This is a genomic window from Paenibacillus nanchangensis (assembly GCF_046543445.1).
Lineage (GTDB): Bacteria > Bacillota > Bacilli > Paenibacillales > Paenibacillaceae > Paenibacillus_AQ > Paenibacillus_AQ nanchangensis.
The window spans coordinates 62,231-87,647 of the sequence record NZ_JBHOFD010000010.1; the positions used below are offsets into that span (position 1 = coordinate 62,231).

The window sequence follows — 25,417 nt, forward strand, 5'->3', positions numbered from 1 at the left end:
GGAAATCTGTGATAGGATAGTACATGAAAACGATTTTTTGACAAATGTATGACTTGAGTGAACGATCAGTGAACACCACCACCATGCAAGGATGAATAAGGGGGAGCAGCCGCCATGCCAGCCAATTTGCAGAAATTGTGTGAAACGACGAGAGAAAAGCTGAAAATCGCCATTGATAAAATGGAGTTGTTCCTGAATCAACATGCGCTTCCGCAGTTGGCCACGGAGCAGGACGAGGAAATGACGCATTTTTACCAGGGCTTCCTGTCGGACCTGCGCCATTTGCTTGTCTTCTCGGAAATGTCCTATGAGAAGCTCGGGGTAGCGCTCCGCCGTGCGACATTTGACGAATCTTTCGCCCACAAGGCGCTTTATAACGTGTATCACTACGGCGTCAACAATTTCTTCTACCCGAAGAACGAAAGTTATTCCGAGGACGGAAGATACGCGTACACGGGTCAAGACGCAATCCGGTTCCGTAAGAAGCCGGTCCGTCCGGCGCGGGATATCATCCTGGAGATCACGAAGGTCTATGAGGAGCTTCGCGACGATTTGACCTATTATGAGAGCGACTATTTAACCGAACGCCGGATGCAGAATCAGGTGTAACGGGAAGCGCCAGAAGGGCCGGCTGAAACAGCCGGTTCTTTTTTTGTGCAAATGTTGGGACTAAACGTCTGGCTTCAACATACTGGCAGGCTGGATGCAGCATAGGGGAACCGGCGCGCGGGCATAATGACTCCCGAGGTGATAACCATGCCGACAGAGGCGAAAACATATGTAAACTGCAGTGTCAGCAACTGTCATTATTGGGGAGAACAAAACGTATGCCGCGCCGAAGAAATCATTATTGAGATCGACAAGCACGTCCGCAGCCGGCATATGGAAGAGTATGCCGAAGACATGACCCTGAAGGGCGACCATCACGACTTAGCCAGCACCTCCTCCGCTACCTGCTGCCTTACCTTTAAGCCAAAGACGGGGGAGGCGTAAACCGCTATGGACCGTGACAACAAATCGTCCGCAAACGGCCGCAGCGACCGCAAAAGCAAAACGGTATACCTGCGCCCGCGCCGCGTCGATTATCCGCGGATCGAACGGGAGCCGCACCGCGAGGAGTATGCCGCCGAGGTAGCGCCTATGCCTGTAACCAGCCGGCCTGAGCCGCAGCGGTCGCAAGAAGCACAAGATCAGCAGGGAGCAGGCTCTGCAGCCGGATCAAAAACCGCATCCGGCTCAAAGACGGCCGGATATATCGGCCTTGGCCTTGGTATCGCTTCCCTGTTCATGTTCTCGCTGCTGCTGGGCCCGGCCGCTGCGGTTATCGGGTTTTATGCCTACAGCCAAGGGCAGAAGACACTGGGCGCCTGGTCGATCGGCCTTGGACTGCTGTCCGCCGTCAGCCAGCTGCTGATGATTCCATTCGCACGTTAAGCGAAATGCGAACAAGGAATCCACGTTAACGAGCTTTCAAACAGGCTTCAGGACCTAATTTTCAGGGACTGAAGTCTGTTTTCTTGTCGAATCATCTGGTCATTCTGTCGTTTAAACTGTAATATAAAGGGAGGATCTATATCCCAGCATGATCGCAGGAAGAGGGAATGCGTCAGTATGACAGTTAATCCGGCCGTAAGCTATTCCGCTGGCCAACTGAAATGGATCAATTTGAAGGGCGTGACGGCGGAGACCCGTGCACATAACGCGCAAAAGCCAAAGCAGAAGGATGACGGCGGTTCTGCCGAATTTTCGGCCATGCTGGCCGGACAAGCCGCAGCTGCTACCGCATCTGCGAACGAAACCGCCAGAACGGCACCGCTCCCGGATCTAGACGATCCGCAGCTGCTGTGGATGACGATCGGCGCCGCTGGAGAGACCGAGACGGCAAGAACCTTTGAGGCGGCCGCACCGGCAGCCGGATCGGAAGGCTCGGGACCAAGCAAACCGACCGATTATGACGATTTGATTGCGGCGGCAAGCGCCAAATATGGCGTTCCGACCGATTTAATCAAAGCGGTAATTGATACGGAATCCTCTTTTAATCCAAATGTGGTGTCGTCGGCTGGCGCCAAAGGCCTGATGCAGCTGATGGACGGAACGGCGGCGGGACTCGGCGTATCGGATCCGTTTGATCCGGCCCAAAGCATAGACGGCGGCGTACGGTATTTGTCCTACCAGCTTAAGCGCTTTGACGGCGAAGAGAATATGGCGCTTGCGGCATACAACGCCGGACCGGGCCGTGTTTTGAAGCTTGGTGTAAGCAGCGATGAAGAATTAATGCAGCAGCTGGAACGGCTTCCGGAAGAAACCCAGGCTTATATCGGCAAAATCGAGCGCGCTCGCGCCAAATACGCGTTATAATATATAGGATCAAATGAATTGTCCGGCGGGAGCTGCCCGCGCGGGAATTCGTTTGGTCCTTTCTTGTCCTTATCACGAACTTCCGTACGGACCGTGCCGGGAGACCCCTTCCAGTGCACGGTTCTTTTACGTTATCCAAACAAGCAGGCGAAGGAGAATATCAGGATGCTTTATTGGGATTACGCCGCCGCCGCGCCGCCTTACGATGAGGTGGTGCGGACGATGGAACAGATTATGCAGCGCATATACGCGAATCCTTCTTCGCTGCATCAGGCCGGCGCGGAAGCCGCCGAAGTCATCCGGCGTGCCCGGGAAGTTTGCGCCGCCGCAATGGGCGCCAGCTCCCCGGAAGTGTTTTTTACTTCCGGAGCGACGGAGAGCAACAACCTGGCGATTAAAGGCGCCGCGCTTCAATACAAGGACCGGGGCAGACATCTTATTACGACGGAGATCGAGCACCCGTCCGTCTACGAAACCTGCAAGCAGCTGCAGTCGCTTGGCTGGGAGGTGACCTTCCTGCGTCCCGGTGAAGACGGGAAGATTGATCCCGCTGCGGTGGAAGCCGCTATGCGCAAGGACACCGTGCTGGTCAGTGTCATGCATGTCAACAACGAAACCGGGGCCGTCCAGCCCGTCGGGGAAATCGGCGTCCGGATCAAAAAGGCCAACCGGCTTACGCTGTTCCATGTCGACGGCGTGCAGGGCTTCGGGAAGCTGCCGGTCCGGCTCGGGAACTGGCAGGCCGATCTGTACAGCCTGTCGCCGCATAAGCTGCGCGGCCCCCGGGGCGCCGGCATTTTGTACAAACGGGAAGGCGTCCGGCTGTTCCCGCTGCTCAGCGGCGGCAGCCACGAGAACGGCATGCGGGCCGGCACCGAAAACGTTCCCGCTATTGCAGCCTCCGCCAAAGCCATCCGGCTTGCGGAGGAGCGTCGGGAAACCTTTGTGCGCGGGGTTACCCCGCTGCGGGACCGGCTGATCCGGTTCCTGGAAGGCGTCCCCGAGCTGACGGTCAACAGCCGGCATGACGGCGCGCCGCATATCGTGCATTTTTCTTACCCGGGCATGAGCGGCGAAGTGTTTGCCCGGAAGCTGGAGCAGCTCGGCATGCTGGTATCGACCCGGTCGGCTTGTTCCTCCCGGCATGCCGAGCCAAGCCGCGTACTGCTGGCCATGGACCGGAGTGTTCCGGAGGCGCTCGGCGGCATTCGCATCAGCTTTGGCGATACGCATACTGAAGCGGACGTGGATAAGCTTATAGAGGCCATTGCCGAAGCGGTACATTCATTGAAATCGATTCAAGGAGGCCTGAACCGTTCATGACTATAGATCACCCTGTCCCCCGCCGGACGAAGCTGCCGGATGACGCGGCTTACGGCCGTTTAGAGCAGGCGGATATGCTGCTCTTGCGCTTCGGCGAGTTTACGCTGAAGGGCAAAAACCGCACCCGGTTTGAAAAAACCATTCTCCGCCAGGTCAAAGCACTGCTTGAGCCGTACCCGAAAGCGGAGCTGATCCGGGAATACGGGCGCCTGTACGTGCGTCTTGGCGGGGAACCTGCGGCTCCGCTGCTGGAGACGTTAAAAAATGTGTTTGGCATCGTTTCAATCAGCCCTGTCCGGACTTCGCCATCCGAACTGGAAGCCATTATTGCAACCGCGCTGCGGTTTATGGAATCCGCGTCCCCGTCCGCCGGCACGACCTTCAAGGTGGACTGCCGCCGGGTGTGGAAGGAGTTCCCGCATGGCTCGCAGGAGATGAACCGGCTTGTGTCAGGGCCGGTGCTGAAGGCAAACCCCGGCTTGTCCGTTGACGTGCGGCAGCCGGAGCTGGAGCTCAAAGTGGAAATCCGGGAGCGGGAAACCTATATTTTTTGCGACAGCTTTCCGGCGGTCGGCGGGTTTCCGCTTGGTACTAATGGGAAAGCGATGCTGCTGCTCTCCGGCGGCATCGACAGCCCGGTTGCCGGGTGGTCCGCCATGCGCCGGGGCCTTGAACTGGAGTGCGTGCATTTTTACAGCTATCCCTACACCAGCCCGCAGGCTAGGCAAAAAGTGGTTGATCTGGCCCGGGTGCTGTCCCGGTACTGCGGATCGATCCGGCTGCATCTCGTGCCGTTCACGGACGTGCAGACTGCCTTTACCGGCATTGGCCAGGACAATTTGATCATTACGTTGATGCGGCGCTCCATGCTGAAGATTGCCACCCGGCTGGCGGAGCAGGAAGGCGCGCTTGCCATTGTTACCGGCGACAGCCTGGGCCAGGTGGCCAGCCAGACGCTTCCGAGCATGAACGTTATCGGCAGAGCAACACAGCTGCCAATATTGCGCCCGCTGGTGATGTCGGACAAGCAAAGCATCATCGAGATGGCGCAGACGATCGGTACGTACGAGCTGTCGATTTTGCCTTTTGAAGACTGCTGCACGCTGTTTGTGCCGAAATCGCCGACAACCAACCCGAATCTGCGGATTGTGGAAAAAATTGAGGCGACGCTGCCGGGGCTGGCCGAGCGGATTACGAAAGCCGTCGAAACGACGGAGACGGTTGTCATTACGCCTTACGGTAACGAGCAGCCTTCCGAAGTTCAGGCAGGCGCCGCGGGAATCAAAGAGGACTGGTTTTAAGGAAACGGGCATAGCTTGTTCTCCCTGGACATACATGTAGTTACGAGGAGTCCGGGGAGGGGAGCTTATGGAATCGATTTGGCTGCTTGGCGAAATCTTAATGATCAACCTGGTACTGAGCGGAGACAACGCGATGGTAATCGCGATGGCCAGCAAGGATTTGCCCGAACGGCAGCGCAGGCGGGCGGTATGGTGGGGGTCGGCGGGTGCGGTGATTTTGCGCTGCCTGCTGACCTTTGCGGCCGTGCTGCTGCTGAAAATTCCGTATTTGCAGGCGGGCGGCGGACTGATGCTGCTTTTTATCGCTTACCAGCTGCTGGCTGAGCGCGAAGAGGACATGCGGGTGGAGGAAGTCTCGTCGGTGTGGCGGGCGATCCGCCTGATTTTGACCGCTGATTTCATCATGAGTCTGGACAATGTGCTGGCGATTGCGGGCCTGGCGAACGGTGACATGATGCTGGTGGTTATCGGCATCGCCATCAGCATTCCGATCGTGGTCTGGGGCAGCGGAATTATCGTTGGCTGGCTGCACCGTTTTCCGGTGCTTGTGTATATCGGAGCGTATATTTTGGCCTTTACGGGCGGTAAAATGCTGCTTGAAGACGCGAAGCTTGGGCCGATTCTGGCTTACGCGCTCCCGACGCTGCACACGGTTCTGCCGCTTGTGCTTGGCGTGGCGGTGCTTGCGGCGGGCGGGATGCGCCGCCGTACAGCGGCGCGGTAACCTGCGGCCGCTGATGTTTCCGCTGCGGAGGCGAAAGCCGCGCAGAGGCGAAAGCCGCGCAGCGGACACGGCGCGGCCGAAGCGAGCCGCCGGAGCGGACCTGCCCGAAGCTACGCCCGCACACTTTGTGCTGCGGAAGCGTAAGGCTGCCCGGCGAGCCGCTTTGCATAAGGCAGCAATAGAGTACAGCGGCAGGACAAGGGGAGAGCCCGCCTGCCGCTGTTTTTTGCGTGGAGTTTTGGCGCCATACAATGGAGCAGTCAGCAAAAGCAGCAGCTGCGCACAACCGATTTACGGGTCATAACGCCGCTTTAGCTGGCTAATTTGCGGCTTTTCGGTGAAAATATGGCTCCAAGTGGTGTTTTGTCGTTTTTTCGGCTAAAATAGGAAGAGAACTCCAGCCCGGTGCAATCATAACGGGGCCGGAGAAATGACACGAACATTTAAACGTTGAAGGGACGGGTGGTACGGATGTCTTCCAAAAACGATGTGAAGCTCGGCCTCTTGATTGCAGCCGCCGGTATCGTGATCCTGCTGGGCAAGCTTGGCGTATTCGGGTTTTTGGGCCGGACGCTATGGCCGCTCGTGCTGCTGGTGCCGGGTCTGATCCTGCATGCGTTGTTTTTTGGCCGCCGGCTGCCGGCGAGCGCGCTGGTGCCCGCAGGTATTTTGACGGTGTACGGCTTGCTGTTTGGAATCTGCAACGTCTGGGGCTGGGATTTGATGAAACTGCTGTGGCCGATGCTGCTCCTTGGCATCGCGGCCGGCGTGTATGAATACGGAATGTTTTCTTCCCGCCGGGTGCCCGGGGTAACGGCAGGGGGCGCTATCCTTGGCGTGATCTCCATTGTGCTGCTGTTCTTCACCTTGGCTGGCAGCGGAATTATGTATGTAGTGGGGATTTTGCTCGTCATTGCAGGGATATGGATGGTCGCCGGAAAAGGAACCGCGCGCAGCGGTGGAAAATGGAACCGGGGCTGGTAAGCTCTTTTTCTGAAAAGACTTGCTTTTCATAGAGCTTTCATTATAAAATTGTTGATATGTTGAAGCGTCGGCTTTCCGCCCGGCGCTTCTTTTGGGACTGCTGCGGGGAACAGCTCTTGCGGCAGTCCGTCTGCGGGCACCGTTTTACCGGTGCTTTTCTTGATCTGTCTGATAGGCTGACTAAGGATTTGCCGCTCAAGCTTCACATCCGCTTCGTGGCTGAACCCCACTTTGTGGGGTTGTTTTGTGACAACGCCGGAATATACTCAAAATTTCAATGTTTTGAATTTGATAAATGAAAGGATTTGGATACAAATCATGCAATCAAGAGAACAGATCCGCAACATCGCGATCATCGCCCACGTTGACCATGGCAAAACAACGCTGGTTGACCAGTTGCTGCAGCAGTCGGGTATTTTCCGGGAACACGAGACAGTACAGGAACGGGCGATGGACTCGAACGACCTGGAGCGGGAACGCGGCATTACGATTCTGGCCAAAAATACGGCCATTACCTATAAAGATTTCCTGATCAACATTGTCGATACGCCGGGACACGCCGACTTCGGCGGCGAAGTGGAACGGATTATGAAGATGGTAGACGGCGTATTGCTGGTGGTTGACGCCTATGAAGGCTGCATGCCGCAGACGAAATTCGTGCTGCGCAAAGCGCTGGAACAGAAGTTGACTCCGATTGTAGTTGTGAACAAAATCGACCGTCCGGCTGCACGCCCGGCGGAAGTTATCGACGAAGTGCTTGACCTGTTCATCGAGCTGGAAGCCAATGACGAGCAGCTGGAATTCCCGGTGGTATACGCCTCCGCGCTGAACGGCACGTCGAGCCTTGACGCCGAGAAACAGGACGACAACATGCTGGCTTTGTATGAAACGATTGTAGAGCATATTCCGGCGCCGACTGAAAATGTCGAAGAGCCGCTGCAGTTCCTCGTAACGCTGATGGACTACAATGAATACCTGGGCAGGATTGCCATCGGACGTGTGAACCGCGGCATTATCCGTCAAGGCCAGCCGGTTACGGTCATTACGCGTGAAGGCAAAAACAAATCGGCGCGGATTGAGAAGCTGTTCGGTTTCCAAGGACTGAAACGTGTCGAGATAGAACAGGCCGGTGCGGGCGATATTATCGCCATCGCGGGCATCAAGGATATCAACATTGGAGAGACCATCGCCGATCCGCAAAATCCTGAAGCGCTGCCTGTGCTGAAAATTGACGAGCCGACCATGCAAATGACATTCCTCGTCAACAACAGCCCGTTTGCGGGCAAGGAAGGCAAATGGGTTACCTCCCGTAAGCTCCGCGAGCGTCTCTTCAAAGAGCTGGAGACGGACGTATCGCTGCGCGTGCAGGAAACCGACAGCCCTGACGCATTTATCGTGTCCGGACGCGGCGAGCTTCACCTCGGCATCCTGATCGAGAACATGCGGCGTGAAGGCTACGAGATGCAGGTATCCAAACCGGAGGTTATCGTCAAGGAAATCGACGGCGTGAAAATGGAGCCGGTTGAACGCCTGATGATCGACATTCCGGAAGAGAGCATGGGCGCGGTGATGGAAAGTCTGGGCACACGCAAAGCCGAAATGGTCAATATGATCAACAACGGTACCGGACAAGTCCGTCTGGAGTTCCTGATTCCGGCACGCGGCCTGATCGGATACAACACGTATTTCCTGACGCTGACGCGCGGTTATGGCGTAATGAACCATGCGTTCGACAGCTATGCTCCGCTGATCCGCGAGCAGGTCGGCGGCCGCCATCAAGGCGTGCTGGTTTCGACCGAAACCGGCGTGTCCACCTTCTACGGCATGATGGGCGTGGAAGACCGGGGGATTTTGTTCCTCGAGCCGGGTACGGAAATTTACGAAGGCATGATCGTAGGCGAGCATACGCGCGACAACGACATCGTCGTCAACATCTGTAAAGAAAAGGCGCTGACCAACGTGCGCTCCGCCACAAAAGATGAGACCGTCAAGCTGAAGACGCCGCGTCTCTTCTCCCTGGAGCAGGCGCTCGAGTACCTGAATGACGACGAATACTGCGAAATTACACCGAAGTCCGTTCGTCTGCGCAAAAAAATCCTGAATAAGAGTGAGCGGGAACGTGCCGAGAAGCACCGCAAAATGGCAGAGGCCAATTCCTAATCTCCTTATTCGCTCTTGTTCCTGAATATAACCGGAGCGGCTGCTCCGGTTAACACGGCGGACTGCCCGATCATGGGGCGGTCCGCTTTTTTGCAACTGACAAGCCATGGGTCTGAAAGTATATTGAATGGCAGCTTCGCTCCGCCGCTCCTTCTTATGTTCTGTCTATATTGCAGTATCCTATTTGGCTGACGGGATGGTATAATATGAACAGATTGTGAAGTTTTCGCCAAAAGGGAAGGAGTGGACGCCTTGCAGCGCTGGTTTGCCGACCATCCCGTGGTCGCGTATATCGTTATTTTTGTTCTAATCACTTACGTATATAATAAGGTGTTCCGGGCCAACCACGAGAGGCTGCCGATCGGCAAAGAGATTGCCCTGTATATTATGATGGCGCTCGGCTCAGGCATGCTGCTCATTTTTCAGCATGACAAGCTGCCGATTATTCAGTGTCTGCTTGTGGCTGTTGGCCTGATGCTGCTTGTGCGAGTAAGGCATTTCGCCGAAGCAAGGCAAAAGCGTAAAGCCGCTGCCTCCGCCAAACGTACCTCTTAAGCAGGCACGGCCGCCGGGCTAAGCCGTTTGAGGTTTCGTAATGCGGCCGTCCGGCAGACCGGAACGGAGCTGCTTCCGGCGCGAAAGCCGCAACTTTTTGCCGCAAACATCGTCTATACATTAGCGAGAGGGGCCGCTGCCGACTTCCGGCGGAGGTCTTTTTGCGCTTTTATATGTGAAAATTAAATGCTAAAGAAAAAGGTGTAGTTTAACATGAGTTCATCCAACGGCGGACTTCCGCCCAGAAAAAACGGACAACCGGCGGGCAAGCAGACAGCAGGCAAACCCCAGCCGGGCACTGTAGCAAGAAAACCTGCAAATCCGAAACGTACAAAAAAGAAGAAAAAGCTGACGGCGGGACGGCGGGTTCTCCGCATGTTCCTGATTCTGCTCCTGCTGGCGGTGCTGGGAGGATTGGGATACGGCGCATTTTTGTATTACAAGCTGGATCAAGGCATCCTCGATACCGGAATCGACAAACCGGTGCCTCCGGGGCAATCGGCCAAGGTTAAGCCGCTGACCGTGCTGCTGCTCGGAACAGACAGCCGGCCGAAACACCAATCCTACCTGACGGACGTCATTATGGTCGCCTCGCTGAATCCGGACACCAAATCGGCGACTATCGTCTCGCTTCCCCGGGACACCTACTTCGACCTTGACGGCTACAAGACGCGCAAGATCAACGCCTATTACGGCGCCTTCAAAGCTCAGGAGAAGGAGGCGGGCAACAGCAAGGCCGAAGACGCGATGAAAAAAATGCTGGGCACCTATCTCGGCGTGCCGATCGATTACACCGTCGTGCTGGATTTCCAGGCCTTCCGCGAGGTTGTGGACGAGCTGGGCGGCGTATCGGTCAACGTCAGCGCCGATATGTGTTACAAAGACACAGCGGACGGCACCAACATCAATCTCAAAAAAGGACCGGCGGAGCTGGACGGCGATAAAGCGCTCGATTATGTCCGTTACCGCAAATCCAACTGTAAGCCGCGTACGGCCGCTTCGGACGATTTTGACCGGAACCGGCGGCAAAGCGAGGTGCTGCATTCCTTGATTGGCAAACTCCAGTCTTTTGACGGCTTGTCCAAAATGGGGGACATCCTGGATGCGGTTGACAATAACATGCTGACCGATATTGAGAACGCGCAGCTGAAGGACATGATCGCAAAGTACTGGAACATCTCCAAGGAAGATGTCGAATTTGTTCCGGTCACCGGCAGCTGGCGCAGCCCGTACGTATACTTGAACGAATCCGAGCTGGACCGTGCGAAGCAGGCGCTTAAGAACCGGCTTGCCGGGGGGACGGCAGCACCCTGACTGCCAGCCGGACAAAATTGAATGCAAGTTCACGGATATGCTATAATACAATAAAATTGAAAGCATTTTTGCAACATTAAGGGGGCTAGCACTGATGTCCGAAGCCGTAGCACAGCTCACTGAATCCTTGCGCCAGATGCTCCAATCCGAAACGTTTGTCCTCCTGAACACGGTGGATGCCGAGACCGGCGGGCCAACGTCAACGGCCATTTCCTGGGTGTACGCGGTCAGCCCTGCGGTAATCCGGCTTGCGGTCGACCACCGTTCCCGTCTGGTCCGGAACATGAAATCGAATCCGCTGGTTACGATTACGGTTTTTGGCGAAGGGACGGTGTTCGCGATCAACGGCCGAGCCGAGGTGCGCCAGGACCCGCTTGCGGGCGTGCCCTTTAACATGTGCTGTTTCGATGTCGGCGTCGAAGCGGTCCGTAATGCGCTTTTTTACGGGGCCCAGCTGGAAGCCGCTCCGCGGTACGCCAAGGTGTATGATGTACGTGCGGCCGAGAAACTTGATGGACAAGTGTTTGACGCCATGAAAAAAGCCTAGTGACTATTCACTGGGCTTTTTTGCGCTTTATGGCGAAGTTTGACGGAGGGGTAAGCCCGCCGGGATCAGCGGCGTTCGTTTTGTCTTCCCATATCATCGGGAAGCTGGGGAATCAACCGGCCGATAATGTCGGCCAGCTCGGAGGCGAAGCCGGAGACCGGATGGCCCTCATCGATGTGGCGCCGCATGTCCGCCAGGCGGCCGTTCAGGTCAGCGTCCGCGGTTACCAGGGCGCGGGCGCCGTTCGGGTCTTCACGCAGCGCTTCGGCTACGGTGTATTTGATCGTGCCGACACGGGCCCGGTCGAGATTCGAATCAACGTCGATGCCGACGACAGCTGTGCGCCCAAGAACCACGCAGTTGACGCCGTTTACGCCGGGAACCCTTGCGGCAAGCTGCTCCAGATGATCGCGCAGCGCAGCATTGTCGCTTGTATCTCCGGCACCGTTATTCGCAGCATTGCCGCCATCGTTTGCCAGCGGCCGCACCCGCCCTGTGTCCTGCCGGGTCTCCACACCCGCCGGCTGGCCGGCTGGCTGGTTGGGAGACGGGGAGGCGTTTCTGGCAGCGCCGCAGCTGGACAGCAGCAGCATCGCCAGCAGCAGTGTTATGGATTTTTTCATAGAGAATCGCTCCTTTATTAGCCGTGAAATTCGCAGCTGCGATGGTTGAAAGGCTCATGCCACTTCCATTTCAATGAATTCCATCCGTGTGGGACGAAGCATTTGTAGTGTGGCCGCCGGCCGTATGAATTATGTATGATCCATCAAAATGAGGCGCTGTGGAGGGGATTCGATGAACAAGATCTTTGTACTTGATACCAATGTGCTGCTGCACGACCCCAATTCGATTTTTGCGTTCAAGGAGAATGAAGTGATCATACCGGCAATCGTCCTCGAGGAAATTGACTCCAAGAAACGCAACGCTGATGAAATCGGCCGCAATGCGCGATCCGTGTCCCGGCTGCTGGATGGCCTTCGCTCGCTTGGTCACCTGCACAGCGGAGTGAAGCTGGAGCATGGAGGAACCCTTAAGGTCGAACTAAACCACCGCAGCTTCGTTAAAGTCCAGGAAATGTTCGGCGAGGAATCCAACGATAACCGGATCCTGGCGGTTGCCCTGAATTATTTGAACGAGGAGAATGAAAAAGCGTCCCCGAGACCGGTTGTGCTGGTCAGCAAAGATGTGCTGGTCCGGGTGAAAGCGGATGTCCTCGGCATCACGCCTCAGGATTACTTGTCCGGCCGGACGGCGGACCCCGATGAACTGTACTCGGGCTGCCAGTCGCTGAGGGTTCATCCTTCGCTGATTGACGAATATTACAGCAACCGTTCGCTGCAGGTCAGCCAGCTGGGGCTGGATTATCCGGTTTATCCGCATGAGTTCATCATTTTGAAAGACGAAATCGGCACCGGCAAGTCGGCGCTGCTGAAAGTAAACGGGGAGGCCGCCCGGCTGGAGCCGCTGTATTTGAGCAACGAGCCGGTCTGGGGTATCACGGCCCGCAACGCCCAGCAGCGGATGGCGCTGGAGCTGCTGCTGAACGACGAAATTCCGCTTGTGACCATCACGGGCAAGGCCGGTACGGGCAAAACGCTGCTTGCTTTGGCGGCCGGTCTGATGAAGGTGGAGGATGAACACCGGTACAAAAAACTGCTGATCGCAAGGCCCGTCGTACCGATGGGTAAGGATATCGGCTACCTGCCGGGCGAAAAGGACGAAAAGCTGCGGCCGTGGATGCAGCCAATTTACGACAACCTGGAGTTTTTGTTTGATACAAAAAAAGCTGGCGACATCGACAAAATATTGATGGGCCTCGGCAGCATCCAGGTCGAAGCGCTCACTTACATCCGCGGGCGGTCGATCCTCGGCCAGTTTATCATTATCGACGAGGCGCAGAATCTGTCGCGGCATGAGGTGAAGACGATTGTCTCCCGCGCCGGGGAAGGAAGCAAGGTCATCCTCATGGGCGATCCGGAACAGATCGACCACCCGTATCTGGACGCCGCAAGCAACGGGCTCAGCTATATCGTCGAGCAGTTTAAGCAGCAGGGGATTGGCGGACATATCACGCTTGAAAAAGGGGAGCGCTCCAAGCTGGCCCAGCTCGCCGCCGATCTGCTGTAGTGCTTTGGCCGGCAGTGCTGTGCATGCCGGACATGGCAAATGAAATAACTTCAAATAATCGCCGGGCGAACTTAAGCGCCCGGCGTTTTTTTGTTCCGGCAGCTCGCTCAGCCAGAAACGCTGGGCAGACTGTATAACGCCAGCTTACAAACCACGTAAGTTTTTTCTACTATTATATAGAAGGAACACGTTTCGAAACGCAGACAAACCTGTACAGGTTCTGGTAAAATGGGGGAACCAAGTGAAAATGACCGGGGGAGGGGAACAGCCTGAAACGCAAAAATTATTGGGCGCTGTTTGCGATTCTGCTGCTGGCGCTGACCGGATTGTCGCCTTCGATCCGTTTGGATACGGATCAGGAATTATATTCGATGCGGACACCGCAGCGGATGTCGGACCGCCCCTCCACCAATACGGAAGGCAGGGAGCGGATGATCCGCATCAGTGTTTCCCTGCCTGAGCGGGAATTTGCTGTGCTGGAGTCGATCAGCAGCCGTTACGCGGAGTCCAGCGGGATCAAGGTGGAGCTTCGCAACCGGGAGCCGGAGGAGCCCAGGCAGGGACTGATGACTGACCTGACTGCCGGGGACAGCCCCGATATCGTCATGACGGACGGAAACCGGGTGTTGGAGCTGGCGTCGGGAGGTTATCTCCTCCCGGTGGACATCTACCAGAGTGTTCCGGGCGACACGCCGCTCCCCCGTCTGCTGTCTCAGGTGCAGTGGAACGGATATGGTTGGGGCGTGCCGCTCGATATCGATCCAATGGTGATCGTGTACGCGCCTGAGCGGCTGCGGGAACTGGGTATAGGCGGACCTCCGGGCAGCCGGGAAGAATGGCAGCAGCTTTTGGCGGCCGCGGGGAAGCAGGGAAAATACATGCTCTCCATCGATCCCCGCAGTCCATACGGAATGGGCGCGCTGCTCGAGAGCTTGGGGAGCGGCTTGGCGGAAGCGGATCCGGCGCTGCTGGACTGGATCCGCGGCGCACGCAGCCGCATGTATTATTCGGCCTCGGACCGGCCTGAATTATGGGAGCGGCTTCACACCGGAGAAGTAGCTGCCGCGATTGTACCATTGTCCGTATGGAGTGGACACTCCAGCAGCGGCCTTGCTGCTTCCGCGCTGTCCGCAGGCTCCGCTCCGCAAGCGCTGCAGAGCCGCTGCTTCGCCTTATCCGCGCAATCCTCCAGTCCGGAAGAGGCTGTGGCCTGGGTCACGCATATGACCTCCGCGGCGGTACAGCGCGAATGGCGGGAGCAGACCGGCAGGCTGCCGGCACTGGATGAAATGTACCGGACGCCGCAGCTGGATGCCTCCGGCCTGTCGCCGCTTCAGCCGTCCCAGCTGCTCGAAGAAGCGGCGCTTCCGCAGGCGGCCGGCCTGCATTGGAGCCGCCTCGCCGCGGCGGTTACCGCATTTCTCACCGGCAAGCTCGACACTGCCGGTTACGGCAAAGAGGCCGGCTTGTGGACCCAGGAAAGGGTCGCACAGCCGGCCTCTTCTTTTTAGCTAGAAGGACAACGAAAGCTTCACGCGCAATACGCCGTCCGCGCTCTCGACCTCCGTCGCGCGCAGCATCTTCACAATTTTTTCGGGATAAAAACCAAGATCAAATTCGTTTTCCAGCTCGGTGCGGGTTGTATCGGGCAGGTCCAGGCCGTTAAAGACAATGCGGTCTACATGAAAAATAAGTCCGTTAACCGGTTTGTCCTGAATGGTATAATGCCCCTGAAGGGTGAGGGTAAGATTGCCGCTTTTGCCGGTGGCGCTGACCGAACCGTCCTGAAAATGGAAGCCAAAATCCTGGAACAGCTTGTTCTGCGACCGGAGGAACGCATTTAGATCATCCTCCCGCAGCGCAAGGTGATAGGAACCGCCTTTGCGGGTGAGCAGCCCTTCGGTATTTTGCACAAAAGACGGAAGGGAATTCATGGCAGAGGACAAGGCTTTAAAATAGGTTTTTACCTCGTGCAGTCCGATGGTCTCCCAGTAACGCGTAAATTCTTCCAGCAGGGACTGAAGACTCTCGGGGTCCCCGCTGTCCGCGGTATCCGTCTTAATCTCTTCATCCAGCCGGGCTACGCGCAGCCGCTGTTCTTCCAGTGCGGTCCGGAGCGCGGCAAGCTCCTCGGCCCCCCGCTGCGCTGCGCCCAGCGTCTTCTGCAGATCGCGGTAATCGGCGGCAAAAGCCTTTAATTCTTCCTGTTCTCTTCCGGCGGTAAGCTCGTAATATTCGAACAGCGCCAACAGCTGCCGCCAATTCCTGGAGGTCAGCATGGCCACGACAAGCCCGTCCCGTTCCCCCATATAATAAGCCCGCAAAATTTCGCCGGCTTTCTCCTGTTTTTGCTCGATCGACACCTGTTTTCGTTCCGCTTCCTCTTGTAAATCGGCAATCTGCAGCTCCAGCCGGTCCTGGTCGGCGGCAATTCTTGCGATATCGCGTTCAAGTTCGGCGACGGAAAGGCTTTTTTGAAGCAGCGCGCGCGTTTGTTCGTCGTCGGGTACACCTGGTGCGGACAGAGGGGGAGCATGTGTGCCCGGCCCGGCGGATATCGCCGCGGCTTGCGGCAGCAGCAGCGGCAGACAGCATAACGGGAGCAGCAGTTTGGCCAGCGTCCGTCTTACGGAGAGCATGTGCATCGCCTCCTTTGTGGGTTGAAATGATAGCTTCGGCACCGTTATATGTCTATGTAATGATATGTCAGCTCCCAATAAAATATCATACCCCTTTTTGGGCCGCGCACCTAGCCCCAAAATTCTAAGACAGGGAAAAACTCTCTTTGTTACATAGACTGGGCTTAAGTGGGACATGTGAAGCGGAGCTGGCTTGTTATTTTCGGAGTTCAACAATGCTCAGTGTAGACTGAATGAATGGCATACAGGTGGGGCGGGGCTGGCACTGCGGCGAATTTGGGACTTCCGGTTGCTGTTATTTTCGGAGTTCTTGATTGGTATTTAAGTTAGCGGGAGAACTCCGAAAATAAAGGCAAACGCGTTCGCTCCTCCATCTCTAAATTCCCTCCGTGCCATCCCCGCCTCCTGTAATTCTAGAATTCAGTCTGGATAGGACGTAGAACTCCAAAGATAAGGCTTAAGCAGCCGGTCATGCAGTCCCAAACACCTCCTTGACATCTCCTTTTTCCTGTCTTTCAATAATTCAGTCTATATATGGTGGGGCTGTCCCTTCCGACGGATTAGGATTTCCGCTTACAGCCAGTATACAAAAAAAGACGCGCTTCCCGGTTATGGCGGGCAGCGCGTCCGTTCTTACCCGGGGCTCTGCGTTTTACAGCGGCAGCCCCATTTCGAATATGGTCCAATAGCTGAATCCGGTAAAGGTGACGATCATGTATCCCCAGAATAGCAGGATATACGTTCGCTCGGTAAATTTCATATACCCCAGAACAACGAAGAAGGCAGTCTGTAAAAAGAACAGCAAGGCCATCTCGGTTAAATCTCCGGCGAATGCCATCAGTCCGATCGTCAGCGTGAAGAAGCCAAGCACCCGAAACATGCGAGCCACCCGCAAATCCCCTCCTTATGTACCACTCGAAACTTAGTTACCCTGATTATACCCGGTAGACAAATAAGTGTAAACGATTTCCTGAGTTTAAGTGACAAAATATATAGACAGAACTGAGTGCCTTATTTTGATGTAGAGAAATTGCAGGCATGCGGGTATGTTTGGCCTCTGATTTGGAAATACAATTTAGTATCAAATAGATTCTATGAACTCTTTAAGAGGCATAGAAATGGAGTAAGCAGCTTTTATACCTAATTCAAGCGCCGGAGCAAGCAACCGGCTGGATGAAGATGGTGACTTTGAAGATGTCGTTAGGAGGTAAGGGCTTTTATGACAGCCGTTAGACAAGATGCATGGAGCGCGGAAGACGATTTGATTCTCGCCGAGGTGACGCTCCGCCATATTCGGGAAGGCAGCACCCAGCTTGCCGCATTTGAGGAAGTAGGGGAAAAAATCGGGAGAACCTCCGCCGCGTGCGGATTCCGGTGGAACAGCTGTGTCCGCAAAAGCTACGAGGATGCGATTGTGCTCGCCAAAGGGCAGCGCCAGAAACGCAGTTACTTGAAAAAGCAATCGTCCGCTCGTGGCGTACAGGTAGCGGGACTCGCCCTCGGACCGGAGGATGCCGATTACGGAAGAAGCGATAGCGCGAGCGAAAGTTCGCTTTCGATCGACGCGGTCATCCGCTTTTTGCGTCAATGGAAGGGCACCTTTCAGGAGGCCGGCAGACAGCTGAAAATGCTGGAGCGGGAGCTGCGGGAAAAGGATGAGGAATTGGCCGAGCTGCGGATGGAAAACGAGCGGCTGTCCAAGGAAGTGAACACGGCGCAGACCGATTACCGGGTCGTGAACGACGACTACAAGGCGCTGATTCAAATTATGGACAGGGCCCGCCGGCTGGCCTTCCTTAATGAAGATGATGACGAGCTCGGGACCCGGTTTAAAATGGATGCAAACGGCAATCTGGAGCGAATTGAATAAAAAGCAAGCAGGTATCCCGCACTGCGCCGGTCACGAACCCGCGCAAGCGGGATTTTTTGCGTGTACAGCTTTTACTGCGGACGGGTGCCCAGTTTTTCCATAGTCCTGAGATTGATAGGAAAGGCTGGGGAGGCTATCCTCTGTCTTTGAATTTGACCAAGCCCGGGATATACTGGTAGAAAAACAGAAATGGCGGGCTGAATTTATGATCATCGATATCATTGGCGCGGGTTCTTTGGGTCTGCTGTTTGCCGGCGGCCTTGCGGCGTCGGGGCAGCGGGTCCGCCTCTGGTGCCGAGGGCAGGAGCAGGCGGAAGCCGTGCGTGCAGGCGGCATTACGGTCAATTTTTCCGGCGGAGCTGAGCCGCAGCAGGTCCCGGCTGACCGGATTGAAGCAGCGGAGGCGGAAAAATATGCAGAGACGGCGCGGCGGCACCCGGGGGATTGGCTGCTGCTTGCCGTGAAGCAGCAGGCGGTGGAGCCGCTGCTTCCCCTGCTTGCGGAAGCCTCCGGCGGCGGGCCGCTGCGGATCGTTTGTCTGCAGAACGGCAGCGGACATCTCGAACGGCTGCATGAAGCGCTGCCGGAAGCTTCGCTGTATGCAGCCATTACCACGGAAGGCGCCAAACGCTCGGGCACGGCCGAAGTAGTCCGATCCGGCCGGGGCGTTACGACTATCGGACGCTGGCGGAGTACGGAGAAAGACCGGTTCGCTGCCGCCGCTTCGGCGGGTGCGGATAACGATCCGGCAAGAAGTTTGGCCGAAGTGCTGGAAGCGGCAGGATTTTCGGTCATTCTGTCGAATGAAGTGGATACCATCATTTACCGGAAATTGCTGATCAACGCGGTGATTAATCCGCTGACGGCCATTTGGCGGATTCCAAACGGAGAGCTGCTTGCTGACGCGCGGAGAGTGTCGCTGATGAAGGAGCTGTTCGACGAAGCGGCTGCGGTATACGCAGCCAGCGGCATTCCGGTAATTCCGGCGGACTGGGACGGCATCCTGAGGGTATGCGAGTCTACCTCGGCGAACGTGTCGTCCATGCTGGCCGACATACTGGCCGGACGCCCGACAGAAATCAACTGGATTAACGGACGGATTGTGGAACTGGCCCAATCAGCGGGAGTTGAAGTGCCCGCCCACCGGATGATCTGCCGGCTGGTGGAAGGCATGAAGACGTAAGGAGGAGGGAATAAGCTTTGGATTTGCTGCGCAATTCGTTGATCACCCTAAGCGTGATCCCCATATTTCCGTTCTTGCTCGTATATTTCATCAGCGTCGCCACAGGCCGCGAACCACGGAAGGCGCTGATGCTTGCCATGGATGTTACGACGCTTTTTTTGATGCTGTCCGTCTCCGCGCTGTTTAACAATCTGTTTTCGGCAAGCTACGGATTTTATCTGACGCTGCTGATTGTCCTGCTTGCTACCGGCCTGATCGGAGGCGCTCAGACCCGGCTGAAGGGGCAGGTGAACGGAAAAAGACTGCTGCGGGCCGTGTGGAGATTCAGTTTTTTGTTTATGGGCGCGGGTTATCTGCTATTTATGATCGTTGGTCTTATCAAGTACATATCACAGACAATGTAATGTTTCACTGCCTCGGTAAAGCGTCACTGTCACATAAATTTAAAGTTTTAAAAAAAATGTGTTTTCAGAAAACATTTATCTAGATTTTTTTGACCACTGGTTGTATAATCATAAACCATATACCACATTCTATTTAGGGGGAACTGCTAGATGAAGAAGAGTAAAAGTCTAATGCTTCTGTTCGCACTCGTTCTTGTAATCGGCACAGTGCTTGCCGGTTGCGGCGGAAACAACGGCAACAGCGGCAACACGGCCAGCTCGACGACAGCTCCGACGGCAACTGCCGGAGACAGCGAAGGCAGCAAGAACACAGGTGGAGACACAGCTTCTACCGGAGAGAAGCTTGCCGCCGATCAAACCTTGAATTTCACTTTGACGTCTGAACCCCCAACATTCGATCCGGCGCTGGCTGAGGACAGCACGACGAACGCAATGTTGAAACTGCTTTACGAAGGACTGACTCGTCCTAATGCAGAAACCGGGCAGCCTGAGCCTGGTATGGCTGAGAGCTGGGAAGTTTCCGCTGACGGCCTGGTTTATACTTTCAAAATCCGCGACGCTAAATGGAGCAACGGCGATCCTGTAACTGCTAAAGATTTCGTATTTGCTTGGCAGCGCGTACTGGATCCGAAGGCTGAACAGCCTGCACCGTATGTAACCCAAATTTCCAAATACCTCGCTAATGCTCAAGAATACAACGAAGGTAAAGTTACTGACTTCTCGCAAGTTGGCGTAAAAGCTATCGACGACAAAACGCTTGAAGTTAAGCTGAAAAACCCGACGCCTTACTTCCTGAGCATGTTGAGCTTCTACACGTACTATCCGGTTCACAGCTCCGTTGAAGGCAACAAAAACTGGGCTACTTCGCCGGACACTATGATCGTAAACGGACCGTTTACCCTGACTTCCATGACGACGGGCCAATCGGTATCTTATACAAAAAACCCGAATTATTATGCAGCTGATGACATCAAAGCTCAAACGATCAACTTCTCGATCGTATCGAGCGATGCAACGCAACTGTTGAACTACAAGAGCGGTTCGATCGATATGGTCGGCGGCGGTATCAGCGGTATTCCGAGCGAACAGCTCCCTGTTGTAGAAAAAGAACTGCCTAACGAGTTCCACAAAAAAGGCATTTCCAGCGTTTACTACTACCAGTTTAACGTAAAAGACAAACCGTTCTCCAACGTGAAGATCCGTAAGGCTCTGGCTATGGGTATCCAGCGTCAGCCTCTGATCGACAACATCGTACTTGGCGGTCAAACGCCTGCATTCGGTTTTGTACCTCCGGGCATCCAAATCGGTGGTCAAGAATACCGTACACAAGTGAAAGACGACTACTTTACTGAAGACGTAGAAGCAGCTAAGAAACTGCTTGATGAAGGCCTGAAAGAAGAAGGTCTTGATAAACTGAGCTTCAGCCTGTCCTACAACACAAGCGAAGGCCACCAAAAGATCGCGGTTGCTGTAGCCGACATGTGGAAAAAGACTTTCGGCGACAAAATCGACGTGAAGCTGGCTAACAGCGAATGGAAAGTCTTCCTGGCTGATAAGCAAGCTCTGAACTACCAAGTAGCACGTGCCGGTTGGTCTGCTGACTACAACGATCCGATGACTTACCTGGATATGTGGACATCCGACAACAACAATAACGACACTGGCTATGTAAACCCTGAGTACGACAAGATTGTATCTGAAGTTATCACGCTGTCCGATGACGCTGCTCGTCTGGAGAAATTCAAACAGCTCGAGAAGATGATGATGGACGACATGATCCTTCTGCCGATCTACTACTACACAAGCATTTCGCTCCAGAAAGAAAACCTGAAGGGCGTTAACATCGACTTCAGCGGAGCGCTTGATGTATCTCGTGCCTACAAGATCGAAAAATAAGCAAAAACCTCTTACAATTGGATAAGTAATATAATCTGAAGTGTTATATTACTTCGGGATATATATGTGGACTTCCATATATATCCCTTTTTTTTGTATAGGTGTTTTTTTGCTATTTTATAGAAGTACAGGAAATAACAGAATCCTACACATTCCGTGTTTTCTGACTTATTATTAATGAGGAGGTGATGACGGGCATGTTTCGTTATGTAATTAACCGATTTCTGTTTATGTTTGTTTCTCTTTTTGTGCTGGTTTCCATTACATTTTTCTTGACCAAAGCTATTCCAGGTGATCCATTTACCGCCGAAAGAAAAGTTCCGGAACAAATTCTGGAAAGATTGCGTGCGCAATACAATTTAGACAAGCCCGTCTGGGAGCAGTATGGTTTGTATTTGAAGGATGTAGCTCAAGGGGATCTGGGGATCTCGATGAAAATGCTGAATCAGGATGTATCCAGCATTATTTCGCAGACGTTCTCGGCATCGCTTAAGCTTGGGGTTATCGCTATCATCGTGGCTGTTATCGTCGGCGTCTTCCTAGGGATGATGGCGGCACTTTATCACCGAAGGCTTATAGATAATGTTGCAATGGTGCTGGCGGTGTTGGGAATTGCAGTGCCCAGCTTCGTCGTGGCCTCAATGCTGCAGTATGTGTTTGCCTTCAAATGGACGATTTTCCCTGTAAGCGGATTTAACGGACCGATGTACTATTTCCTGCCGGTTATGGCCCTGACCGCTTCTCCTATCGCGGTTATTGCGCGGCTGACCCGTTCCAGTATGCTGGAAGTGCTGCATTCGGATTACATCAAAACTGCCAAGGCCAAAGGTCTCAGCTGGCCAGCGATTTTGGTCCGTCACGTGCTGCGCAACGGCATTATGCCTGTTATTACGTATGTAGGCCCTATGACTGCCAACATCATTACCGGTTCGGTTGTTATTGAACAGATCTTTGGTATCGGCGGCATCGGCAAACAGTTCGTCCAAGCGATTAACACACGGGATTATCCGATTATCATGGGGATTACGATTTTCTATGGCGCTATTTTGATGGTTGCGCGTTTCATTACCGACCTTGCGTACGTAGCAGTGGATCCCCGCATTAAGCTTACCGGCGGGAAGGAGGAGTAACGTTGGCATCTGAGCACACAAAGCAAGTATCCGGAATCAATTTGACGGCGGATGATTTCCGCAAAATCGGCGTCGACGAAAAAGAAGCTGAAGTCATTCAGCGGGAAAGTCTGTCGGCATGGCAGGACGCCTGGCAGCGCCTGCGTCAGAACAAAATGGCGATGACGGCGCTTGGATTTATCGTTTTGATCGTCATCATGGCTATTATCGGGCCTCATCTTGTTCCTTATACGTATGACTCCAATGACTTGATGAATACCAACAAAGGTCCTTCCGGCGCGCATTGGTTCGGAACGGATGATTATGGACGTGATATGTTTGTCCGCACCTGGATGGGCGCGCGGATCTCGCTGATCGTCGGCGTTGTCGCAGCGGCGATCGACCTTTGTATCGGCGTTATTTACGGCGGAATCATGGGATTCTTTGGAGGCCGCGTCGATTTGATTATGAACAAATTCTCCGAGATTCTGTATTCCATTCCTTACCTGCTTGTTGTTATCATGCTGCTGGTGGTATTTGAACCCGGTTTGTTCAATATCATCCTTGCCCTTACCATTACCGGCTGGGTAAACATGTCGTGGATTGTCCGCGGTGAAATTATGCAGCTGAAGAGCCGCGAATTCGTGTTGGCTTCCCGCTCCATGGGCGCCGACTGGAAACGTCTGCTGTTCCGTCACCTGCTGCCGAACGCCATGGGCCCGATTATCGTTACGGTAACCCTGTCCGTTCCAAGCGCCATTTTCGCCGAGGCCTTCCTGAGCTTCCTCGGTCTGGGTATCCAGGCTCCGGTTGCATCGCTTGGTTCTATGATCAACGACTCGCTCACAGGCTGGATGCTGTATCCTTGGCGTCTGATTTTCCCGGCGCTGGTTATCAGCTTGACGATGCTTTCGTTTAACATTTTCGGCGACGGTCTTCGCGACGCACTTGATCCCAAATTGAAGAAATAGGAGGTGAACGTAAATGGAACCCATTTTGCAGGTTAAAGATTTGCATGTTTCGTTTTTTGTAAAGGGCGGAGAAGTGCAGGCCGTCCGCGGGATGAACTTTGAAATCGGCAAGGGAGAGACAGTGGCAATCGTCGGTGAATCCGGCAGCGGCAAAAGCGTGACAGCCCAGTCGATCATGCGGCTGATTCCGTCGCCTCCATCGAAAGTGAAAAGTGGTGAAATTATTTTTCAGGGGCAGGACCTGCTGAAGAAAAGCATGAAACAAATGGAAGCGATTCGCGGCAAAGATATCGGCATGATATTTCAGGATCCGATGACTTCTCTTAATCCTACGATTAGAGTAGGCAAACAAATTACGGAAGTGCTCATCAAACATCAGAAAATGTCAGCGGACCAAGCCAAGCAGCAGGGCATCGAAATGCTGAAGCTTGTCGGCATCAAGAACGCCGAATCCCGCTTTTACCAATATCCCCACGAGTTCTCGGGCGGTATGCGCCAGCGTGTAATGATTGCGATCGCGCTTGCCTGCCGGCCTTCGCTGTTGATCGCCGACGAGCCGACCACTGCGCTCGACGTAACGATCCAGGCGCAAATTATGGACGTTATGAAGGATATGCAGCAAAAGCTGGGCACCTCCATTATCCTCATCACGCACGACCTTGGCGTTGTGGCCGGGATGTGCGACCGCGTCATCGTCATGTATGCGGGAGAAGTGGTGGAGACGGGAACACGCTGGGAAATCTTCAAGAACCCGCAGCATCCTTACACCAAAGGCCTGCTGCGCTCCATGCCGCGGCTTGACCAGAAGAAAGGCGAACCGCTGATTCCGATCGTGGGAACCCCGCCGGATTTGATCAAGCCGCCGATCGGCTGTCCGTTCACCGCACGCTGCAGTGAAGCAATGGCGGTCTGCGAACGCATTGATCCGGGCGCTACGGAATTCAGCGATTCGCATATGGCGCGCTGCTGGAATCTTCATCCGATGGCCAAGGAGGTGCACCAATCTTGACAAAGCAACTGATCGAGGTCCAAGGCCTCAAAAAATATTTTAATGTCGGCAAGGGCAAGGTGCTCAAGGCCGTCGACAATGTGAACTTCTCGATCCGCGAAGGGGAAACACTTGGCATGGTAGGCGAGTCAGGCTGCGGCAAGACTACAGCTGGACGTACCGTTCTGCGGCTGTATGAGCCGACGGCGGGAAGCGTCAAGTTCAACGGCACGGATATTTACCAGCTGGCTCCGCGCAAAATGAAGGCGATCCGCCGCGATATGCAGATGATTTTCCAGGATCCGTACGCTTCGCTGAACCCCCGGTTCACTGTATCGGACATCATTGGGGAAGCGCTGGATATTCACGGAATGGCCGGCAGCCGCGCTGAACGCAAAAAACGGATTGAAGAGCTGCTGGATATGGTTGGTCTGAACCATGACCACGCCACCCGTTATCCGCACGAATTTTCCGGCGGTCAGCGCCAGCGGATCGGGATTGCAAGAGCGCTGGCGGTGAATCCGAAATTTATCGTCTGCGACGAGCCGATTTCCGCGCTCGACGTATCGATCCAGGCGCAGGTCGTCAACCTGCTGAAAGAGCTGCAGGACCGTCTTGGTCTCACCTACCTGTTTATCGCGCATGATCTGTCCATGGTTAAGCATATCAGTGACCGGGTAGCGGTAATGTATCTGGGTAAAATGGTGGAGCTGGCTGAAAGTGAAGAGCTGTACGCCAACCCGATCCACCCTTACACCAAATCGCTTTTATCGGCGATTCCGATTCCGGACCCGGAAATCGAAGTGAACAAGAAACGGATCATTTTGCATGACGAGCTGGGCAGCCCGATTTATTCGGTGGACGACAAAACCGACGAATCGGAAACAGAATTGGTGGAAGTGTCCAAAGGACATTGGGTCGCCAAAAAATACGCATAACCATTTGGATGGAACCGCCGGAGAAA

General features: G+C 54.7%; 25 protein-coding genes. 22 read left to right on the forward strand and 3 right to left on the reverse strand.

All coding sequences use genetic code 11. The features are described 5' to 3' along the window. Positions 1–114 precede the first annotated feature (114 nt). The 12 genes from ACE6ED_RS09495 to ACE6ED_RS09550 all read left to right on the forward strand — a co-directional run bounded on the left by ACE6ED_RS09495 (position 115) and on the right by ACE6ED_RS09550 (position 11,266). Complete coding sequence (locus ACE6ED_RS09495; protein WP_410826874.1) at positions 115–609, forward strand: YpuI family protein; 495 nt, start codon at positions 115–117, stop codon at positions 607–609. A gap of 147 nt (positions 610–756) precedes the next feature. Continuing rightward, positions 757–993 carry a DUF1540 domain-containing protein gene (locus ACE6ED_RS09500; RefSeq protein ID WP_410826875.1) on the forward strand — a complete coding sequence of 79 codons (237 nt, stop codon included), beginning with the start codon at positions 757–759 and terminating at the stop codon, positions 991–993. 6 nt (positions 994–999) lie between these two features. Continuing rightward, positions 1,000–1,434 (forward strand): hypothetical protein, encoded by a 435-nt coding sequence (locus ACE6ED_RS09505; protein ID WP_410826876.1) that lies wholly within the window; start codon positions 1,000–1,002, stop codon positions 1,432–1,434. A gap of 177 nt (positions 1,435–1,611) precedes the next feature. Further along, positions 1,612–2,358: a lytic transglycosylase domain-containing protein gene (locus ACE6ED_RS09510; protein ID WP_410826877.1), complete on the forward strand. Its 747-nt coding sequence runs from the start codon at positions 1,612–1,614 to the stop codon at positions 2,356–2,358. Between the two features lie 165 nt (positions 2,359–2,523). Beyond that, complete coding sequence (locus ACE6ED_RS09515; RefSeq protein WP_410826878.1) at positions 2,524–3,681, forward strand: cysteine desulfurase family protein; 1,158 nt, start codon at positions 2,524–2,526, stop codon at positions 3,679–3,681. Positions 3,682–3,755: 74 nt separating this feature from the next. After that, positions 3,756–4,982 carry a tRNA uracil 4-sulfurtransferase ThiI gene (thiI, locus tag ACE6ED_RS09520; RefSeq protein ID WP_410826990.1) on the forward strand — a complete coding sequence of 409 codons (1,227 nt, stop codon included), beginning with the start codon at positions 3,756–3,758 and terminating at the stop codon, positions 4,980–4,982. A 67-nt stretch (positions 4,983–5,049) separates the two neighbouring features. Beyond that, positions 5,050–5,706 (forward strand): TerC family protein, encoded by a 657-nt coding sequence (locus ACE6ED_RS09525; protein WP_410826879.1) that lies wholly within the window; start codon positions 5,050–5,052, stop codon positions 5,704–5,706. Positions 5,707–6,177: 471 nt separating this feature from the next. Beyond that, positions 6,178–6,690, forward strand: coding sequence for a hypothetical protein (locus tag ACE6ED_RS09530; protein WP_410826880.1), 513 nt, complete (start codon positions 6,178–6,180; stop codon positions 6,688–6,690). Between the two features lie 318 nt (positions 6,691–7,008). Beyond that, complete coding sequence (typA, locus tag ACE6ED_RS09535; protein WP_410826881.1) at positions 7,009–8,850, forward strand: translational GTPase TypA; 1,842 nt, start codon at positions 7,009–7,011, stop codon at positions 8,848–8,850. Between the two features lie 252 nt (positions 8,851–9,102). Continuing rightward, complete coding sequence (locus ACE6ED_RS09540; RefSeq protein WP_410826882.1) at positions 9,103–9,405, forward strand: YlaH-like family protein; 303 nt, start codon at positions 9,103–9,105, stop codon at positions 9,403–9,405. Between the two features lie 213 nt (positions 9,406–9,618). Beyond that, positions 9,619–10,719 (forward strand): LCP family protein, encoded by a 1,101-nt coding sequence (locus ACE6ED_RS09545; RefSeq protein WP_410826883.1) that lies wholly within the window; start codon positions 9,619–9,621, stop codon positions 10,717–10,719. A 94-nt stretch (positions 10,720–10,813) separates the two neighbouring features. Next, positions 10,814–11,266 carry a pyridoxamine 5'-phosphate oxidase family protein gene (locus tag ACE6ED_RS09550; protein ID WP_410826884.1) on the forward strand — a complete coding sequence of 151 codons (453 nt, stop codon included), beginning with the start codon at positions 10,814–10,816 and terminating at the stop codon, positions 11,264–11,266. Positions 11,267–11,331: 65 nt separating this feature from the next. On the opposite strand, the gene ACE6ED_RS09555 is transcribed toward ACE6ED_RS09550, so the two are convergent. Further along, positions 11,332–11,889 carry a YhcN/YlaJ family sporulation lipoprotein gene (locus ACE6ED_RS09555; RefSeq protein ID WP_410826885.1) on the reverse strand — a complete coding sequence of 186 codons (558 nt, stop codon included), beginning with the start codon at positions 11,887–11,889 and terminating at the stop codon, positions 11,332–11,334. 172 nt (positions 11,890–12,061) lie between these two features. Between ACE6ED_RS09555 and ACE6ED_RS09560 the strand changes: the two genes are divergently transcribed. Further along, positions 12,062–13,393 (forward strand): PhoH family protein, encoded by a 1,332-nt coding sequence (locus ACE6ED_RS09560; protein WP_410826886.1) that lies wholly within the window; start codon positions 12,062–12,064, stop codon positions 13,391–13,393. A 371-nt stretch (positions 13,394–13,764) separates the two neighbouring features. Continuing rightward, positions 13,765–14,904 carry an extracellular solute-binding protein gene (locus ACE6ED_RS09565; protein ID WP_410826887.1) on the forward strand — a complete coding sequence of 380 codons (1,140 nt, stop codon included), beginning with the start codon at positions 13,765–13,767 and terminating at the stop codon, positions 14,902–14,904. Here the strand turns inward: ACE6ED_RS09565 and ACE6ED_RS09570 are convergent, their stop codons facing one another. Together ACE6ED_RS09570 and ACE6ED_RS09575 are read right to left on the reverse strand one after the other, a co-directional pair. Further along, a complete protein-coding gene (locus ACE6ED_RS09570; RefSeq protein ID WP_410826888.1) occupies positions 14,905–16,032 on the reverse strand; it encodes a hypothetical protein in 1,128 nt (375 codons plus the stop codon). It abuts the gene before it with no gap. Positions 16,033–16,684: 652 nt separating this feature from the next. Next, positions 16,685–16,921 (reverse strand): DUF2626 family protein, encoded by a 237-nt coding sequence (locus ACE6ED_RS09575; protein WP_410826889.1) that lies wholly within the window; start codon positions 16,919–16,921, stop codon positions 16,685–16,687. A gap of 330 nt (positions 16,922–17,251) precedes the next feature. Between ACE6ED_RS09575 and ACE6ED_RS09580 the strand changes: the two genes are divergently transcribed. The 8 genes from ACE6ED_RS09580 (at position 17,252) to ACE6ED_RS09615 (ending at position 25,391) form a co-directional block, all read left to right on the forward strand. After that, on the forward strand, positions 17,252–17,902 hold the full coding sequence (locus ACE6ED_RS09580) for an RsfA family transcriptional regulator (RefSeq protein ID WP_410826890.1): 651 nt from the start codon (positions 17,252–17,254) through the stop codon (positions 17,900–17,902). A gap of 205 nt (positions 17,903–18,107) precedes the next feature. Further along, positions 18,108–19,085 carry a ketopantoate reductase family protein gene (locus ACE6ED_RS09585; RefSeq protein ID WP_410826891.1) on the forward strand — a complete coding sequence of 326 codons (978 nt, stop codon included), beginning with the start codon at positions 18,108–18,110 and terminating at the stop codon, positions 19,083–19,085. 17 nt (positions 19,086–19,102) lie between these two features. Then, positions 19,103–19,489: a DUF3397 domain-containing protein gene (locus ACE6ED_RS09590; protein ID WP_410826892.1), complete on the forward strand. Its 387-nt coding sequence runs from the start codon at positions 19,103–19,105 to the stop codon at positions 19,487–19,489. A 150-nt stretch (positions 19,490–19,639) separates the two neighbouring features. Continuing rightward, positions 19,640–21,385, forward strand: coding sequence for a peptide ABC transporter substrate-binding protein (locus ACE6ED_RS09595; protein WP_410826893.1), 1,746 nt, complete (start codon positions 19,640–19,642; stop codon positions 21,383–21,385). A 197-nt stretch (positions 21,386–21,582) separates the two neighbouring features. Continuing rightward, positions 21,583–22,515 (forward strand): ABC transporter permease, encoded by a 933-nt coding sequence (locus ACE6ED_RS09600; RefSeq protein ID WP_410826991.1) that lies wholly within the window; start codon positions 21,583–21,585, stop codon positions 22,513–22,515. Positions 22,516–22,517: 2 nt separating this feature from the next. Beyond that, positions 22,518–23,465 (forward strand): ABC transporter permease, encoded by a 948-nt coding sequence (locus tag ACE6ED_RS09605; protein WP_410826894.1) that lies wholly within the window; start codon positions 22,518–22,520, stop codon positions 23,463–23,465. A 13-nt stretch (positions 23,466–23,478) separates the two neighbouring features. After that, entirely contained in the window at positions 23,479–24,474 is a 996-nt protein-coding gene (locus tag ACE6ED_RS09610; RefSeq protein ID WP_410826895.1) for an ABC transporter ATP-binding protein, read from the forward strand. Then, the gene (locus ACE6ED_RS09615; protein ID WP_410826896.1) at positions 24,471–25,391 is read left to right on the forward strand and encodes an ABC transporter ATP-binding protein; all 921 of its coding nucleotides are present in this window, start codon (positions 24,471–24,473) and stop codon (positions 25,389–25,391) included. The genes ACE6ED_RS09610 and ACE6ED_RS09615 overlap by 4 nt, the downstream gene beginning before the upstream one ends. The last annotated feature ends 26 nt before the right edge of the window (positions 25,392–25,417 follow it).